Below are 15,722 nucleotides of genomic sequence, written 5' to 3'. Positions count from 1 at the left end.
GGGGTGGCCTGAGGTTCGGCGGGAGACGGAGTGATCTGAGCCGAAGAACGGCTCAGGCCGTCACCCCGGGATCAGCTCGGTGAGCCGGTCCAGGGTGTAGATCTCCGATCCGTCCGGCAGCCCCTCCGGGGCCTCGATGCCGACGAAGCTGACCGGGTGGTCCGGCAGCTCGCCGTCCCAGGTGGTGACGTCGGCGCGGCCACGCCACCGGTCCAGCAGGTACGCCATCGTCAGATACCGTCGTTCCACCAGCGCCCGCACCCGGTCCGCCGTGCCGACCGCGTTGCCTTCGACCTGGTTGAACGCCGGCCGGCCGGTCAGGTACAGGTGCAGCCACACCGCCTGCCAGCCGTCGGCGTCACGGGCGAACACCATCGGCAGCGCCACCCGGCCGTGACCGCGCATCTGCGACCGGGACCGTACGGTCCGGGCCTCGAACGGCGCCCCGCGCTGGTCCCGGTCGCGCGTCTGGTAGCCGAACATCGACTCGGCGACCTCGTCGAACGACTCGCCGGCGAAGATGTTGACCTGCGGGACCACGTACGGCGCCCGGACCGTCAGCGGCACGTCGATGAACTCGGTGGCGCCGTCGGCCGCGTCGGTGAGGTCACCGGAGTGCACCACCCCGTCGTGGTGGTAGTTGGTGAACGACACCTGACCCGACAGGTGGAACGTGTCGTCGAGCATCAGCACCGACAGGTCGTAGTCGGTGCGCCGGGCGGTCTGCCGCCAGTACGTGAAGAACCGCAGCAGCTCCCCCGAGACCCGCGCCCGCGACCCCCGGGGCAGCACCGCGAACCCGCCCTCGGACGCCTTCCCGGTCAGCGGCAGCGCCACGTCCAGCACCGCCGGGTCCACCAGCAGCGGGTGCGGCGGCTCCGGCAGGCGGGCGCTGATCTCGGCGTCGAGCAGCGCCGACAGCTCGTCCACGAGACCGGCCGGCAGCGGGGGCCGGCGGTCCGGGCCGAGGAAGGCACGCTGGGTGCGGCCCACGTACATCCGGGCCGCCTCCGGCGTCAGCCGGTTCGCGACGTGCTCCCGCAGCGAGCACAGCACCCGGCCGGACGCCGCACCGAGCGCGCCGGTCACCACCTCCACGACGGCGGCCCGGTCCACCGGGGACGCCAGCCGCAACAGCCGGTCGGCGGAACGCAGCAGCAGGCCCGGCGCGGCGGACAGCACCGTGGCCGCCGGGGCGATCTCACCCGCCCGGATCGCCGTCTCGGCCCGGCCGGCCAGGCTCGGCGCCCGCTCCTCGCCCCGGGCGACAGCGAACACCTGCTGGGCGTACGGCCACTGGCCGTACTCGTGCGGGTGCAGCCGTTCGCCGAGCCGCTTCCAGCGTTCCGCATAGCGGGCGACGTCGCCGAGCTTCGCCGGGCTCGCGGCGACGACAGTGTCCAGGGCGGCCAGCAGGATCCGCCGTTCCCGGCGCGGGAACGGCCGGAAACGAGTGGGCGCGGCCAGCGACACGTCACCACCGGACACGTGGCAGGCCAGGCGCAGCACGTCGGTGACGGTGTCCACGGCGACCAGCGGGCGGCCGAGGACCAGGCGGATGCCGTTGAGGACGGCACGGTTCTCCCGGACCGGGATGTCGGCGGGCTGGGGGCCGTCCATCCGGGCGACCACGAGTTCACCGAGGATCGCCAGGTCGGCCGGGCCGAGCGGGGCGGCGCTCCCGGCCAGCGACAGATAGAGCCGCTCCGCCTCGGCGTCCACGGTGTCACCGAGACGCAGGACGGTCAGGCGGTCACCAGCGGCGGCGATCAGGTCGTCGTGGGCGGCCAGCAGATCGGCGTACGAGTGCTGGCAGGCCCCGTACCCCGGCAGCTCCAGCAGGTTCAGCGGGCCCGCCGACGGAACCGGGCCACCCGCCAGCACGGCCGCCTGCAGCCGCTCCGCCCAGAAGTCCACGGTGTCCGGCACGTCGTGCGGGAAACCGAGGAAGTACGCGTTGTGGCGCACGTGATCGCCGACCAGCTCACGCACCGCCGCGACGACGGTGGCGGCCAGGTCCATCGCCGGCTCGGGGGCCAGGGCGCCGAGGTGCTCCAGCAGCGGCCGGGACGCGGCGAAACCGGCGTCGAGCAGGACGGCGTCCAACTGGCGGGCCACCGCCGTGCCGTCACCGGAGGCGCCGGTGCTCGCGGGCACGCGCAGAGTCCTCTGGATGATCAGCTTCTCGAGCACGTGGTCCCTCCGATCCGCGGAGCATGGGAAGCGGGTCGCCGGGGACTCGAACCCCGAACCTTCCGATTACGAAAGAGGAGAAGGAAGCGCCCCCATGACCGCGCGAGGCGGTGAGCGGACGTGCTGCCTGCCGGATGCTCTGCCAGTTGAGCTAGCGACCCGGCGCAGATCATTCCACGGGCGCGGCGGGGCGAGCCAACGAGTTTCCGAGCAGCGCGGTGGCGGCGGCGCGGAGACGTTCGTCGGCGGCGAAGACGTGCCAGCCGCCGAAGTAGGACAGCCGGTGCGGGCTGTCCACAACGGCGCGGGCGATGGGGCGGGCGGGTTCGGCGCCGATGGCGGCCAGATGTTCCAGAGCGGTGATGCGTACGGGGAGACAGTCACCGGCGGCCAGCGGCTCGGCGGCTTCGGTCAGCACCTCGACGGCCAGGGTGGGGTCGGCGGTGACGAGGAAGTGGGTGTGGGCGGCTTCCACCCGTACCCGGTCGTCGGCCGAACGGGAAAGCCGGCGCAGCCGGTCCGCGTGGCCTGCCGCAAGCGGTCCGAGGTCGCCGAGCAGCCGAAGGTCCTGAGGGCTGGCGGCGCGTACCAGCGCGGGAAGCGCCAGCGACGGGTCACCGGTGAGCCGCCAGTGCGCCCATGCGGCGGCCGGCATCGGCGCGTGTTTGCGCAGGTCGTCGGCGACGTCGGCGACGGCGGGGCCGATCTCGCCGATCGCGGTCGCCGCGGTCACCTCCAGGTGGCGGTGCCCGAGCAACGCCACCAGTTGCGACACGGCGGGCGCGGACGCGGGGCCCCACGCGCCGAGCAGACGGCACAGGGCGTGCGAGCTGCCGACCCGGACAGCGGGGACCAGCGCGGCGGCGTGGGCGGCCAGCGGCGACAGTGCCTCGTCGACAGCCGGTAACCAGAAGCTGTGCCAGGAGCCGGGTGGGGTCGTGAAGTACTCGCTGGCGAAAGCGAATCCCAGGTGTGGTCCGGCGAGGCGTTCCCGCACCGCCGGCAGACAGCGAACGTCACCGAGCCGGGTCAGCGCCCACACCGCGGCGTCACCGACCGTGCCATGACGCCGGCCGCCCGCGGGGGTGCTGTCACCGATCAACGCCACAAGCGCATCAGCGACTTCCGCAGCCTTCCCGCCGTTCCCACCGCTCCCGCTGTTTCCGGCGATCCCGCTGTTTCCGCCGCTCCCGCTGTTTCCGGTTTCCCTGGCGATCCCGACTTTCCGGCTGATCCCGGCGATCCCCGCATTCCCGGCTGGCACGCAGGCCAGCAGGTACGCAGCCCGGAACCGAACCTCGGCGTCGTCGTCGGCGAGCCGGTCGACGAGGAATCCGTGCAGCGCCGGGCCCGCCGACCGCCATCGAGCGAGCAGGGCCGCGGCCTGGTGCATGCCTTCGCCACCGCCCAGCGCGACCGCGAACTCGGCCGCCGCGACCCGGTCGTGCCGCAACAGTTGGCCGGTGCGATGAACGATCGACCTCCCGATCCACCCGGAGCCGGACCAGGCGGCGATGCCAGGATCGCGGCAGGCGGTGACCAGTTGCGGCAGGCGGGCCGTCGGAATCTCCGGTTCGGTACGGGCCAGCGCGTGCACCGCCGCCAGCCCGGTCTGCGGGTCGGCGTCGTTGAGGAGCCCGTGCAGCAGCGCCCGTACGTCCCGTTCCGGGAACCTGCCCAGCGCACCGATCAGATCCCAGCGAGTGACCCGATCATCTTCGGCCATCCAACGCCGCCGTAGCGCCGCGAGCACCTCTCGCTCTGGCATCCCGTCGTCGCTGACCGCCCCGATCGCCGCACGGCGCACCGCCGGATCCGGATCGTCGAACAACGCCATCAGGCGGGGCTTCTCCCGTTCCAGGGCCGCCAGCCAATCCTCGCCGACGTTCTCCGGCCCGATCCGCCCGGTCTCATGAACGAACCTACCGACCAGCTCGACGATCGCCGCCCGATGATGAACCGCGCCAACCGCGAGATCGACGAGAAACGGCAGCGCCGCAACCGCGGCCGGACAGATCCAGCCACCCTGGTGATAGACCGCCATGTCGAACTCGTCGAGCGCCTCCCCCGCCCGCTCCGAATCGTCATCCGCACTCTCCCGCAACCACCCCGGCACATCCTCGGCCGTCCCGTAGTGGTGCTTCAGCCGCCGCCAATCCACCCCATCAAGATCTTTACCCCACATCCCTCCATTGTGTACGCCCACAGCAGTCCACTCCCTCCCCCTCCCTTTCTCCAGCCTGATGGACGCCCGCCCTTTCCCGCACCCAACACCAGAACCCATCACATCGCCTTTTCCCACTCAGCCACCCGCATGCTCACCCTTTCCTTCTCCCACTTACCCCACCCCGGGCAGACGCGCACCCAGCCGTAGGCACCCTCGCCTCCACAGATGACTAACTGTCAATCCCTCACTCGGACGACACAACCAAGACTTCGACAATCAGGAATTCGGCGCGCATATCCGGCCCCATGCTCCGATCTTGGGGAGGTGAGCGCGGAACCGAACGCACAAGATCGAAAATCCCTCGATAGTTGTGCTTCGAGATCCGGAATCCCGGCAACTATTGACCAAGATCGCGACTCTTATTGTTCTTGGCCGACAAACAACGGCGTGAATCGCACAAGATCACAGCCGGCGCTCGTTCATCATGATCACTGCTCCACATCGAGTTGCGGTCAAGCCGCCAGCCCCTTTCAACTGCCGCGATCTTGAATAGCAGACAACTGGATCGAACGTTCTCCCTTGGAGGTCGAGCGGCCGATGGAGATGTCCGTTCGCGGGGCCGACAGGCCCGGCCGCGGTGCCGTCCGGCTGGTCGTCAGTGCGGTCTCGGGGCGGTCGAGACGACACTGACGACCAGCCGGGACCTCGGCCGGCCCTCATGGCTGCCTCAACCGTCTCGAGACAGCCATGACGACCAGCTGGAACCCTCGGCTGGTCACCAGTGCTGTCTCGGCCACCCGGACACAGCACTGGCGGCCAGCTGGGACCCTCGGCCGGCTCTCATGGCTGTCTCGAGCGCCGGGAGACAGCCATGAGGACCAGCTGGAGAAGGTTCGGTGGTAGCACTTGGTTGAGCAGAGAGCCGCGGGGAGACCTCAAGCGACGTGAGGAGGGAACGGTGGTGATTGTCGTGCCGGAGGCGTTTGTGGAATGGCGGGGGCGGGTCGACGGGGACGCCGGGCGGGACTGGATCAGGTCGCTTCCCGGGCTGGTCGGAAGGCTCGCCGAACGCTGGGGGTTGAGTATCGACGACGCCGAACCGTTGCATGGGGCGCTCAGCCTGGCCGTTCTCGTACACCGGGGCGATCAGCCGCTCGTGCTGCGGATCGCCTGGCCGGACGCGGCGAACGCGCAGGAGGCGATGGCGTTGCGGGCCTGGGCCGGGCGGGGTGTGGCCGCACTCGCCGACGCCGATCCGGACGCGGGCGCCCTGCTGCTGGAACGCCTCGACCACACCCGCACGCTGCACACGCTTCCGCTGTGGGAGGCCGCCGAGATCGCCGGTTCGCTGATCCGCACCCTGGCCGTCGAACCGCCGCCCGGCCTGACGACGCTACGGGACGTCGCTGATGGTATCCGCGAGCGGCTCGGGCCCCGGCAGCGGGCGCTCGGCGATCCGGTTCCGGCGGTCTGGTTCGCGGCGGCGCGACGGTACGCCCACGAACTCGCCGATGCCGGTGAGCAGCGGATGGTCCATGCCGACCTGCACTACGGCAACGTGCTGGCCGGGACCCGGCGGCCCTGGCTGGCGGTGGATCCGCGGCCGATGGTGGGAGCGCCGGAGTACGCCGTACCGGAGCTGATCTGGAACCGCGCCGACCACCTGCGGACCGCAACCGACACGCATCGCCTGCTCCGGGTGATCGTCCGGGCCGGGCGGCTGGACGCCGACATCGCGTTCGGGTGGGTCGTCACCCGGTGCGTCGACTACTGGCTGTGGGGCCGGGAACGCGGGCTCACCGACGATCCGGCACGCTGCGCACGAGTGCTGAACGCCCTGCTTCCCGCCGGGTGAGACGTGCGCGGGACCGGTAGCTTGGCGGGGTGACCACCGAAGGGGCGCAGCCGCGCTGGGAAGACCAGATCGTCGCCGACTATGGCAAGGGCTATGACGTGCGCGCGATCGCGGCGCGGTACGGGATCACCGTCGACCAGGTGTACGCGGTGGTGCAGAACGAGATCGGCCCGCCGGTCCAGCCGCCGCCGGACTACTACGCGCCGCCCCCGGCGTACTACCAGCCACAGCCGCCGCCCGGCTACCAGTACCCGCCGCCGCAACCGCCGCAGGGTCACCCCGCGCCACCGCCGCCGGACTGGCCCACCCCACCGCCACCGCCGCAGAGTTATCCCGCGCCGCCGGGTCTGCTCAATGTGGAGGCGATCGTGGCCGAGTACGGCGAGGGGCACCAGGTCGAGGCGATCGCTCACCGGCACCGCCTCACCGTGCAGCAGGTCTACGAGGTCATCCACCGGGACGTCACCGAGAACCCCTGACCGCCGAGCCTGCCTTCTCGGCGCAGCGGGGGCACCGGGACGGGCACGGGGTGAGCGCGGCGGCACGACCGAGGCCGCTGGTGTGCAGGATGGTGGTCACCGCGTCGTCGAAGGTGACGGTTTCCGGCAGGACGATCTCTTGGGGTACGCCGAGCAGGTCCCGTTCGGCATACCAGCCCCGCATGGTCTCCGCGGTCACCGGGATCGGCTCGGCGCGGCGCTCGTGCCGGCGCACCGTCTCGCCGAACGACACGTCCAGGTAGAAGCAGCCGGTCGTCCCGGCGTGCCCGGCGAGCAGTTCGCGCAGCGTATCCCCGTACTGAAGGGTGTGCAGTATGCCTTCCAGCACCACGTGATAGCCGGAGCCGAGCGCGGACCGCACCATCGCGGCGATGAACCCCGGCGCCACCGCGTCCGGTTCGCTGCCGCCGTGCTCGCGCAGTACGACCCGGCGCACGTAGTCCTGTTCGACGAGCGCGCAACCCCGCCCGTACCGTCGCCGCACTTCCCGGGCCGTGGTGGTCTTGCCGCTTCCGCTGTTTCCCCGGATCACGACCAGGGTGGTTTCCTGACCTTCTGGCATGCGGAAGAGTACTCCGTGGTCAGCGGCCGAGCGCCGAACGGACCCGCCGGAGCAGGGTTCCGACGGTCGCGGCGTCGATGAAGCCGACCTGCCGAAGATCAAGAGTGATCGTGTGCGCAGCGTGCGGCTCGGGTAGGACGGTGCCCGGTTCGACGTTCTCGTTCATCGGCGCCTCGCCCGCGGGTCGGTGTCGTCCGATAGACGTCCCGTCCATGCTGGTCCTTCGGGGCCGACAGGGCTAGCACCTCGGACGACGTGCTGGCGGGGTGATTGTGCGGCAGGCGAAGTCCCTGGTGCAGCGGCGGATCGCGGTCTCCAGGTCCTGCACCCACGGATCGCCGGGTTGATTGTCCGGGGCCCGGTGTTCCCGTAGGGCAGGCAGGATTCGCGGGTCGCCGAGTTCGGCGGCGGCCTTCAGCCACAGTGAGCCGACCTCGGGTTGACCGAGGCGCCTGATGATCGCCGTGTGCACGTCCGGGTCGGCGCGGCGGGCCAGCCCGAAGGCGGCCTCCGCTGCGGGGTACGCCTCTTCGGTGTCCGTCTCGTGCAGCAGGCCACGCAGACCGGCCCGCAGCTCCGGGCAGTCGACGTCGAGTTGGGTGCCGAGCGCGAACGCGGCGGCGTCACGGACGAGCGCCTCCCGGTCGGCGAGCCGGGCGATCAGGGCCTGGACCGCCGGATGCTCCGGGGACGGCTCGTCGTCCAGGACGATCGGCAGGCCACCGGCGGCGTACCGGCGGACCTGCGCGTCGGTGTCGTCGAGCAGCCGCATCAGCAGCGGCACACAAAGCTCCTCGCCGGACTGCGTTCCCAGCGACTTCGCAACCGTACGGCGAACCTCGGCATCCGGGTCCTCGCAGCCGGTCACGGCCTGGGCCAACAGCTCGTCCAGAGCCGCCGGATCGTTGAGCGCCGCGGAGCCGAGCTCGTCGAAGTTCGTCACGCCCTGATGATCCACCGCAGGTCGAACGGTTTGCTCGGCGAAGCGTCCACCCCGGCATCACGGCTCCTCCGAGACGTTGATCGTGAAGCTCGGCGTCTTCCCGCCCGCGGCGGTGATCGTCACCGGCGGAAGGTGATGAACGAGCCTCCCAGCAGGATCGCCCGGTTCCCCCAGGCCCACATCCACGTGCCGCCGGACCGGCTGTAGCTGCCGAGGATCTGTGCCGGCGCGGTCGCCGTCCGGTCCGGGAAGGTCCAGGTGATCACCCCGGTCCGCCGGATCCTCGGCCGCCTTCGTACGCTCCCACAGCCCGCGCACCGCGCTAACGTGCGAATGATGAAGGCCATCATCTACCGCGACAACGGCGGCGCCGACGTTCTCGAACTCGTCGAACGGGAGGCGCCGGAGCCGGCGCCGGGTGAGGTGCGGGTACGCCTCGCGGTGTCCGGAGTGAACCCGACCGACTGGAAGACCCGGTCCGGTGCCACCAACCCGAAACAGTTCGCCGAGGTCACGCCGCATCTCGACGGGGCGGGGACGATCGACGCGGTCGGGGACGGGGTGGACGCGGGACGGGTCGGGCAGCGGGTCTGGGTGTTCATGGCGTCGGCGGGGCGGGCGACGGGGACGGCGGCCGAGTTCACCGTCGTGCCGGCGGAGCTGGCGGTGCCGCTGCCCGAGGAGGCGAGTTTCGAGCTCGGAGCGTCGCTCGGGGTTCCGGCGATCACCGCGCACCGGGCGCTGACGGTCGCCGAGGACGGGCCGCGGCGGCTCGGGCCGGGCGCGCTCGACGGCAGGGTGGTGCTGGTGGCGGGTGGCGCCGGGGCGGTCGGGCACGCGGCGATCCAGCTGGCGCGGTGGGCGGGCGCCACGGTGATCAGCACGGTCAGCGGGCCGGAGAAGGCGCGTCTGGCCGCGGCGGCGGGCGCTCATCACACGGTCAACTACCGGGACGAGGACGCTGCGGAGCAGATCCGGGCGATCGCGCCGGACGGGGTGGACATCGTCGTGGAGGTGGCGCTCGGGGCGAACCTCGCCCTCGACCTCGCGGTGCTGCGCACCAGGGGAACGATCGCGACATACGCCAACGACGGGGGCAAGGCGGTCGAGCTGGACGTACGGCAGAACATGATGCTGAACACCCGGTTCCAGTTCCTGGTGCTGTACACGGTCGGCGCGGAAGCGCTCGCCGCCGGAGCCGAGGACGTGGCCGCCGCGGTCGCCGACGGGGCGCTGCCGGTCGGGGCGGAGCACGGGCTGCCGCTGATCCGGTTCCCTCTCGACCGGACCGCCGACGCGCATCAGGCGGTGGAGAACGGCGCGGTCGGGAAGGTGCTGGTCGACATCGAAGGCTGAGCCACTGACCTCCAGGATCGCCCGGAGGGATCAGAGATGGCACAGGTCGGCGCATGGCCGGCTGGTGTGGGCTTTCGCCCGTCGCCTTCGGCGTCAGGAATGTATCCAGGCCGCTGTGGCTGCTCGCCACCCTCGCCGTCGCCGTCCTGATCCGGCAGCCGGAACCGGCCTATTACGGCACGATTGTCGGCAGGCGCTGATGACGGGCGACTCCGATATTTCCGATACACGGCTTGTTAGCGCTCACTACGGACGCATCGAGCCCATGGCGCATTGACACCGTATTTCGCCGATGTTTCAATCGGTCCCGGCCCTGATGTGAGCGATAACAGAGCCGCGAAGACGCTGCCCAGACCCTAAGGTACGAAGATGAGCATGACAGACACCGACCTGCGCGCGGCGATCGAGCAGGGCCGCACCACGCTCGGCATCGAGCTGGGCTCCACCCGGATCAAGGCCGTGCTGACCGGTCCTGATCACGCGGCGATCGCGGTCGGGAGCCACGACTGGGAGAACCAGTTCGTCGACCGGGTCTGGACGTACTCTCTCGAGGCCGTCTGGGCCGGCCTCCAGGGCTGCTTCGCCTCGCTCGCCGCGGACGTGCGGGCGAAGTTCGGCGCCGATCTGCGGACCACCGGCGCGATCGGCGTCTCCGCGATGATGCACGGCTACCTGGCGTTCGACGCCGACGGCGGGCTGCTCACCCCGTTCCGGACCTGGCGCAACACCAACACCGGCGACGCGTCGGAGGAACTGAGCGCGCTGTTCGGCTACAACATCCCGCACCGCTGGAGCATCGCGCACCTGCACCAGGCCGTGCGCGACGACGAGGAGCACATCGGCCGGCTGGCTCATCTGACGACCCTCGCGGGGTACGTGCACTGGCAGCTCACCGGCCGCCAGGTGCTCGGTGTCGGCGACGCCAGCGGCATGTTCCCCATCGACATCAGCACCGGCGGCTACGACGCCCGGATGCTCGCGCAGTACGACGACCTGGTCGCCGGCCGTGGCCTGCCGAAGCTCGCCGACCTGCTGCCCGCCGTGCTGCCCGCCGGTGAGGCCGCCGGCACGCTCACCGAGGCCGGCGCGAAGCTGCTCGACCCGAGCGGCGTCCTGCAGCCGGGCATCGTGCTCTGCCCGCCGGAGGGTGACGCCGGCACCGGCATGGTCGCCACCAACTCGGTCGCCCGCCGCACCGGCAACATCAGCGCCGGCACCAGCATCTTCGCCATGATCGTGCTGGACGGCGACCTGAGCCGGATGCACCCGGAGATCGACCTGGTCACCACCCCGGCCGGCGACCTGGTCGCGATGGTGCACTGCAACAACGGGGCGAGCGAGCTGAACGCGTGGGCCGGGCTGTTCGCCGAGTTCGCCACCGCTCTCGGCGCGACGGCCGACAGCAACGCGGTGTTCGAGACGCTGTTCCGGGCGGCTCTGAACGGCGCGCCCGACGGTGGTGGCCTGATGGCGTTCAACAACCTGTCCGGGGAGCCGATCACCAAGCTGCACGAGGGGCGGCCGCTGTTCTTCCGTACCCCGGGAAGCTCTCTTGATCTTGCGACTTTCATGCGGACCCAGATGTACGCCGCCCTGGCCACGCTGCGGCTCGGCATGGACGTCCTGCAGAAGGCCGAATCCGTGCAGCTGGACCGGATGTTCGCGCACGGTGGCCTGTTCAAGACCGCCGGTGTCGCGCAGCGGCTGCTGGCCGCCGCGATCAACACGCCGGTGTCGGTCGGTGACGTCGCGTCCGAGGGCGGCGCGTGGGGCATCGCGGTGCTGGCCGCGTTCACGGCGAACAAGCAGGCCGGGCAGAGCCTCGACGCGTTCCTGACCGAGTCGGTCTTCGCCGGCGCGGAGCTGGACACCGCCGAGCCGGACGCCGCGGACGTGGCCGGTTTCGACGCTTTCCTGCAGCGGTACGTGGCCGCGCTCCCGGTCCAGCAGGCCGCCGTCGACAACAGCTGAACCGACAGCGTGTGGATTTCGGGCGCGTATGACGGCCGAAATCCACACACTCTCGGGGTGCGTGGGCGTGTGGAGTTGGGGCGCGCATGACGGCCGAAATCCACACGCGGTCGGGAGTGCGGGGACGCGGCGGATCGACGGGCGGCGTTACGATCGCTGGCGCTATCGACGACAGCGAGGGGCTTCGATGCAGGTCAGATCGGTCGAGTTACGGGTCGCCGCGGACAGGTTGCGGCGGGACGCCGCGGAGAATCTGCGCAAGGCGGTCACCCAGCTGCAGGTGCCGGAACGGGGGTACGGCGTCGAGGCGGCCTTCGACCGGTACACCACCGCCGCCGCCTACCGCACCTTCACCGCCGCCGTCGAGCAGGAGTTCCGCCTCCTCGAGCAGGCCGCCCGGGAACTCGCGGACGCCCTCGACCGGACCGCCGACGACTACGACGCGGCCGATCAGCGCTCGGCGACCCGGACCGGCGCGTCGGCGACCCGGACGGCGGGCGGCAGGTGAGCGACGACATCGGCCGGTTGCGGCACGAGCAGGAGACCATCCGCGGCGCGTACGGGATGTGGGGCACCGACGAACTCGCCGCCGCCAGCGCGGCGGGCGCGGCGGTGCCCGGTTTCGGCGGCGACCCGGCCACCATCTACGACATCAGCGCCAACATCGCCAAGGTCCAGCAGCTCGCCGAACAGGCACTCGACGCGATCCAGCAGGTCAACGGCAAGCAGCTGGACGGCACCTGGGTCGGCGACACGCACCTCGCGGCGACCGAGGCGACCCAGGCCGTGTTCACCGATCTGCACGGCCTCTCCAGCACTCTCAAAGATCTTCACACCCACTTCCGGGCGTACGCCGTAGCGCTCGAGAACGCCCTTCCCCAGGACGCCGACGCGACCGAGGACCTTCACCAGGTGGCCGGCCGGGCGGCGAAACTGACAGCGCTCGGGTTCCTGCCCGATCTGACCGAATACGATCGGGCGCAGATGGCCGGGCTGCACCAGCAGGCGATGGGCGCCATCGACACCCGGGTGTTCGCGCACGAGGGGGTTCGCGGCGCCGGCCGGACCTTCTCGGCGCACCTGCGCGACCACGCCGCCGGGGACGCGCGCGGCCGCCGGCTCAGCGGGTCGCCGATGACGGCGCTCGACGAGATCGTCCTCGCTGAGGCGGGCAGTGGCTGGTTCACGCAGAACACCAACATCCTCAGCGCCGCACAGGGCGACCGGGCGGCGGCGGCGCTGAACGGGCTCAACGACACCGACCGGCGGGCGATGATGGATCTGCTGAGCGGGGCGGTGTCGCCGGAGCACCGGGCGTACCTGCTGAAAGCCCTGGCGGCGGGGTATCCGGTCGGTGAGGTGTCGAAGTTCAACGGGTTGATCGCGGCGCACGGCAACGACCCGAAGTGGCTGGCCTCGCACCTGAGCCCCTTCACCATGGACATCCCCGGCAATCAGTCCGAGGACGTCTTCTTCGATGGAGCGCAGTGGACACAGGGGCAGGACCCGACCTGTGTGGCGGCGTCGACAGTGGCGGCACGGGGTGCCGTCGACCCGCTCTACGCCCTGTACCTGACCACCGGCGGTCACCCGGACGATCCGGCGCAGGACGACGGTGCGGCGTTCGCCAAGCGGTGGGACGACGAGCAGCACCGCATCTACGACGAGGGCCGGTCCTGGTGGCAGGACCTGCCGGTGGTCGGCGGGGACGGCATGTCGACAGAGCAGTCGACCACCATCGCCAACGAGCAGATCGGCGCGCACACCGGCGCGAAGTACCGAAATGTCGATATGGATGATGCCGACGCCCGATTCGACACCTTGGCGCGAATTGAGGCCGCGGTGGACGACGGCCACCCTGTCCCGGTCATCTCGAGAGAGGGCGACCGTGGCCACCAACTGATGATCATCGGTCAGCAGGGCGACAAGTTGCAGATCTACAACCCATGGGGCGACACGTTCTGGCTCGAGAAGGACGAGTTCATCAACGGCGACCTCAGTCACGGTGACCCCCACCTGCCGAAGACGCCGATATCGGTGCGACTGCCCGAGGGAGTCAACTGATGCCCGGCCGTCCCGATTCGGCGACGCTGCACGATGACGTGACCGGCCTGCTCGCCGCTGGCCGGACAGCGGACGCGCTCGTGCCCGCCGCGCTCCAGGCCGACCGTCTCGGCGTCCAGCCGCGCTCGCTGACGTTCCTCGCCGAGATCGTGCGCCGCGGCGGCACTGCTTACGCTGCCGGACTGCCTGAACCGCTGCCCACACCGACGCAGACGGCCCTTGTTCGGCCATGGCTAATAATCGACGACGAGCGACTCGCACGCTGGCTGGACGGCGTCGCCGCTCTGATCGAGGCACGCCGCCTCATCGGACGGTGATCTCCCAGGTCACGCTGCGGTTCTCCGGATCTTGCGGGTTGCGCCCGCCTCGATACCGGTTCGTCAGCGTGACCTGGGTCTTTCCAACAGCATCGGTATCGAAGATGAAGAATCTCGTTCCGCGGCAGCAACCGGCAGGCTGTTCACCGAAGTAGGCCGACAGGTCGTCATACCGGGTTCGATCACCCTGGGCGGACAGGAGGGGGCCGGCCTCGGCGCTCCACCTGTCACCCACGGACGGCCCTCGGTCGAGGACGGCCAGGGAGAAGCGGTCGCCCGCGTCGACCTCGACGGTCAGGTCGGCTTCGGTGAACTCGGTGCCGTATGTCTCGTACCGGTACAGGGCGAACCCACCCCACCCCAGCCCCACGACGAGCAGGACGCCGGCGGCCAGCCAGGCGAGGACGCGCGCGGATCTACTCACGACCTGGGACGATAACCGCTCCCCGCCAGTCTCACACCACCGTTCCCGGCGGCGACTTCAGCATCGCCGCCGCCTCCGGCAGGTAGCCACCCCGGTCGGCACGCCGGGCGACGGCGGCGAGACGGACCAGGTCGATGTTGACGCCCGCGGCGCCGCTCGGGTCGTGGACCTTCAGTTGTACGTCCACACTGATCGCGGCCTGCCCCCAGCCCTGTGCCTCGATGTTGAGGTGGGCGACCTTCTGGGAACCCAGGTGCGGCAGATAGCCCAGCGGTCCCATGTGCACCCGCTCTCCACCGCCGACCGCGTTCAGTTTCGACTGCTTCTTCGTGTTCGGGTTTTCGACCAGGTTGCGGAAGTCCTCCGTACCCCCGAGGTTGACCTGATAGGAACTGACCAGCGTGAGCCCCCGCTCCGCCAGCAACCGCAGCAGAGCGTGGTGGACGACCGACGACCCGAACTGGCTGGCGATGTCGTCGCCGACGAGCGGCAGCCCGGCCGCCGCGAACCGGTCCACCAGGGCGCTGTCCCGGGCGACCGGATCGGCGGTGGTGTTGACGAACGCCGCGCCGGCACGCAGAGCCACCTCGGCGTAGGCGCGGGCGGTGTCCGGGCGGCCGCTCGGCGCGGAGTAGAGCATCACCTCGGCGCCGTTCAGCGCCCCGGCGATCCGGTCGATGCCGGTGGCGTCGCTGATGCCGCGCGCGACGGTGACCCCGGACGGCTTCAGCTCACCGTCGAGGCGGAAGTTGTTGGGCGGCACGAAGATCGCCTCGTGCAGGTCCCGCCCCACCTTGCCGTCCGACAGCGCGAAAGCGGCCACCACCTCGACGTCCCCGACGCCGAGGCCGCCGATCCGCTCGCTGCGGACCCCGACCGTACTTCCGCTCCGCCGATAGAACTCGATGCCCTGCACCAGCGCGGACGTGTTGTTCCCGACCCCGACGACCGCGACTCTCACCTTGTTGATCACCGCCGCGACGGTAGCGTGCGCTGTCATGGAGCAATCGCCCGACAGTCGGCTGTGGACCGCGCTGGTCGCGGCGCAGCAGGAGCGCGCACGGGTCGGTGCCGAGTTCTACCAGCGGACGAGCGCACGGGCGGACGTGCTGGACCTGTCGTTGTCGCACGGCCGGGCGTTCGCGGCCCGGCAGGCCATCGCGCCCGCCTGGCGCGCCGGGGAGCTTCCCGATCTACCGGGGAGGTTGCTCGGGATGCTGGATGACGCCGGCGAGGACGAGTACCGGCGACTGGCTGAACTTCTTGATCACCTGCACGCCTGGGAGACCCTGGACGAGCTGGTCGGGCGGGCCGCGGCCAGCGCCGATCCCGGTATCCGCGAGGTCGCCGGGGACTTCGGTACGCTCTGA

General features: G+C 70.7%; 16 protein-coding genes and 1 tRNA gene. 8 read left to right on the top strand and 9 right to left on the bottom strand.

Annotated elements, in window-relative coordinates; genetic code table 11:
- Positions 1-60: 60 nt before the first annotated feature.
- The 3 genes from ACZ3II_RS12840 to ACZ3II_RS12830 form a co-directional block, all read right to left on the bottom strand.
- Positions 61-2,193 (bottom strand): TerD family protein, encoded by a 2,133-nt coding sequence (locus ACZ3II_RS12840; protein ID WP_465517776.1) that lies wholly within the window; start codon positions 2,191-2,193, stop codon positions 61-63.
- 31 nt (positions 2,194-2,224) lie between these two features.
- Positions 2,225-2,354, bottom strand: a tRNA-OTHER gene (locus tag ACZ3II_RS12835).
- A gap of 8 nt (positions 2,355-2,362) precedes the next feature.
- Complete coding sequence (locus ACZ3II_RS12830; protein WP_465517775.1) at positions 2,363-4,378, bottom strand: HEAT repeat domain-containing protein; 2,016 nt, start codon at positions 4,376-4,378, stop codon at positions 2,363-2,365.
- A gap of 940 nt (positions 4,379-5,318) precedes the next feature.
- Here ACZ3II_RS12830 and ACZ3II_RS12825 point away from each other — a divergent pair.
- Both ACZ3II_RS12825 and ACZ3II_RS12820 read left to right on the top strand, forming a co-directional pair.
- Positions 5,319-6,215 carry an aminoglycoside phosphotransferase family protein gene (locus ACZ3II_RS12825; RefSeq protein ID WP_465517774.1) on the top strand — a complete coding sequence of 299 codons (897 nt, stop codon included), beginning with the start codon at positions 5,319-5,321 and terminating at the stop codon, positions 6,213-6,215.
- 29 nt (positions 6,216-6,244) lie between these two features.
- On the top strand, positions 6,245-6,694 hold the full coding sequence (locus ACZ3II_RS12820) for a hypothetical protein (protein ID WP_465517773.1): 450 nt from the start codon (positions 6,245-6,247) through the stop codon (positions 6,692-6,694).
- On the opposite strand, the gene ACZ3II_RS12815 is transcribed toward ACZ3II_RS12820, so the two are convergent.
- The 4 genes from ACZ3II_RS12815 to ACZ3II_RS12800 all read right to left on the bottom strand — a co-directional run bounded on the left by ACZ3II_RS12815 (position 6,678) and on the right by ACZ3II_RS12800 (position 8,486).
- Positions 6,678-7,277, bottom strand: coding sequence for an AAA family ATPase (locus tag ACZ3II_RS12815; protein WP_465517772.1), 600 nt, complete (start codon positions 7,275-7,277; stop codon positions 6,678-6,680). The genes ACZ3II_RS12820 and ACZ3II_RS12815 overlap by 17 nt on opposite strands.
- Before the next feature lie 19 nt (positions 7,278-7,296).
- Positions 7,297-7,443 (bottom strand): hypothetical protein, encoded by a 147-nt coding sequence (locus ACZ3II_RS12810; RefSeq protein ID WP_465517771.1) that lies wholly within the window; start codon positions 7,441-7,443, stop codon positions 7,297-7,299.
- Between the two features lie 72 nt (positions 7,444-7,515).
- Entirely contained in the window at positions 7,516-8,220 is a 705-nt protein-coding gene (locus ACZ3II_RS12805) for a HEAT repeat domain-containing protein (RefSeq protein ID WP_465517770.1), read from the bottom strand.
- Positions 8,221-8,339: 119 nt separating this feature from the next.
- Positions 8,340-8,486 carry a DUF6882 domain-containing protein gene (locus ACZ3II_RS12800; protein ID WP_465517769.1) on the bottom strand — a complete coding sequence of 49 codons (147 nt, stop codon included), beginning with the start codon at positions 8,484-8,486 and terminating at the stop codon, positions 8,340-8,342.
- A gap of 70 nt (positions 8,487-8,556) precedes the next feature.
- Between ACZ3II_RS12800 and ACZ3II_RS12795 the strand changes: the two genes are divergently transcribed.
- The 5 genes from ACZ3II_RS12795 to ACZ3II_RS12775 all read left to right on the top strand — a co-directional run bounded on the left by ACZ3II_RS12795 (position 8,557) and on the right by ACZ3II_RS12775 (position 13,928).
- Complete coding sequence (locus ACZ3II_RS12795) at positions 8,557-9,576, top strand: NADPH:quinone reductase (protein ID WP_465517768.1); 1,020 nt, start codon at positions 8,557-8,559, stop codon at positions 9,574-9,576.
- Between the two features lie 369 nt (positions 9,577-9,945).
- Positions 9,946-11,547, top strand: coding sequence for a xylulokinase (locus ACZ3II_RS12790; protein ID WP_465517767.1), 1,602 nt, complete (start codon positions 9,946-9,948; stop codon positions 11,545-11,547).
- Between the two features lie 187 nt (positions 11,548-11,734).
- On the top strand, positions 11,735-12,055 hold the full coding sequence (locus ACZ3II_RS12785; protein ID WP_465517766.1) for a hypothetical protein: 321 nt from the start codon (positions 11,735-11,737) through the stop codon (positions 12,053-12,055).
- Positions 12,052-13,611: a hypothetical protein gene (locus ACZ3II_RS12780; protein WP_465517765.1), complete on the top strand. Its 1,560-nt coding sequence runs from the start codon at positions 12,052-12,054 to the stop codon at positions 13,609-13,611. Before ACZ3II_RS12785 ends, ACZ3II_RS12780 begins: the two co-directional genes overlap by 4 nt.
- On the top strand, positions 13,611-13,928 hold the full coding sequence (locus tag ACZ3II_RS12775) for a hypothetical protein (protein WP_465517764.1): 318 nt from the start codon (positions 13,611-13,613) through the stop codon (positions 13,926-13,928). The genes ACZ3II_RS12780 and ACZ3II_RS12775 overlap by 1 nt, the downstream gene beginning before the upstream one ends.
- Here ACZ3II_RS12775 and ACZ3II_RS12770 read toward each other — a convergent pair.
- Both ACZ3II_RS12770 and ACZ3II_RS12765 read right to left on the bottom strand, forming a co-directional pair.
- Positions 13,915-14,352 carry a hypothetical protein gene (locus tag ACZ3II_RS12770; protein ID WP_465517763.1) on the bottom strand — a complete coding sequence of 146 codons (438 nt, stop codon included), beginning with the start codon at positions 14,350-14,352 and terminating at the stop codon, positions 13,915-13,917. The two genes, ACZ3II_RS12775 and ACZ3II_RS12770, sit on opposite strands and share 14 nt — an antisense overlap.
- 31 nt (positions 14,353-14,383) lie before the next feature.
- Entirely contained in the window at positions 14,384-15,352 is a 969-nt protein-coding gene (locus ACZ3II_RS12765) for an inositol-3-phosphate synthase (RefSeq protein ID WP_465517762.1), read from the bottom strand.
- Between ACZ3II_RS12765 and ACZ3II_RS12760 the strand changes: the two genes are divergently transcribed.
- Positions 15,351-15,722 (top strand): hypothetical protein, encoded by a 372-nt coding sequence (locus ACZ3II_RS12760; RefSeq protein WP_465517761.1) that lies wholly within the window; start codon positions 15,351-15,353, stop codon positions 15,720-15,722. The genes ACZ3II_RS12765 and ACZ3II_RS12760 overlap by 2 nt on opposite strands.

The organism is Actinoplanes sp. NPDC019969 (assembly GCF_055562375.1).
This window is presented reverse-complemented; position numbering and strand designations above follow the sequence as displayed.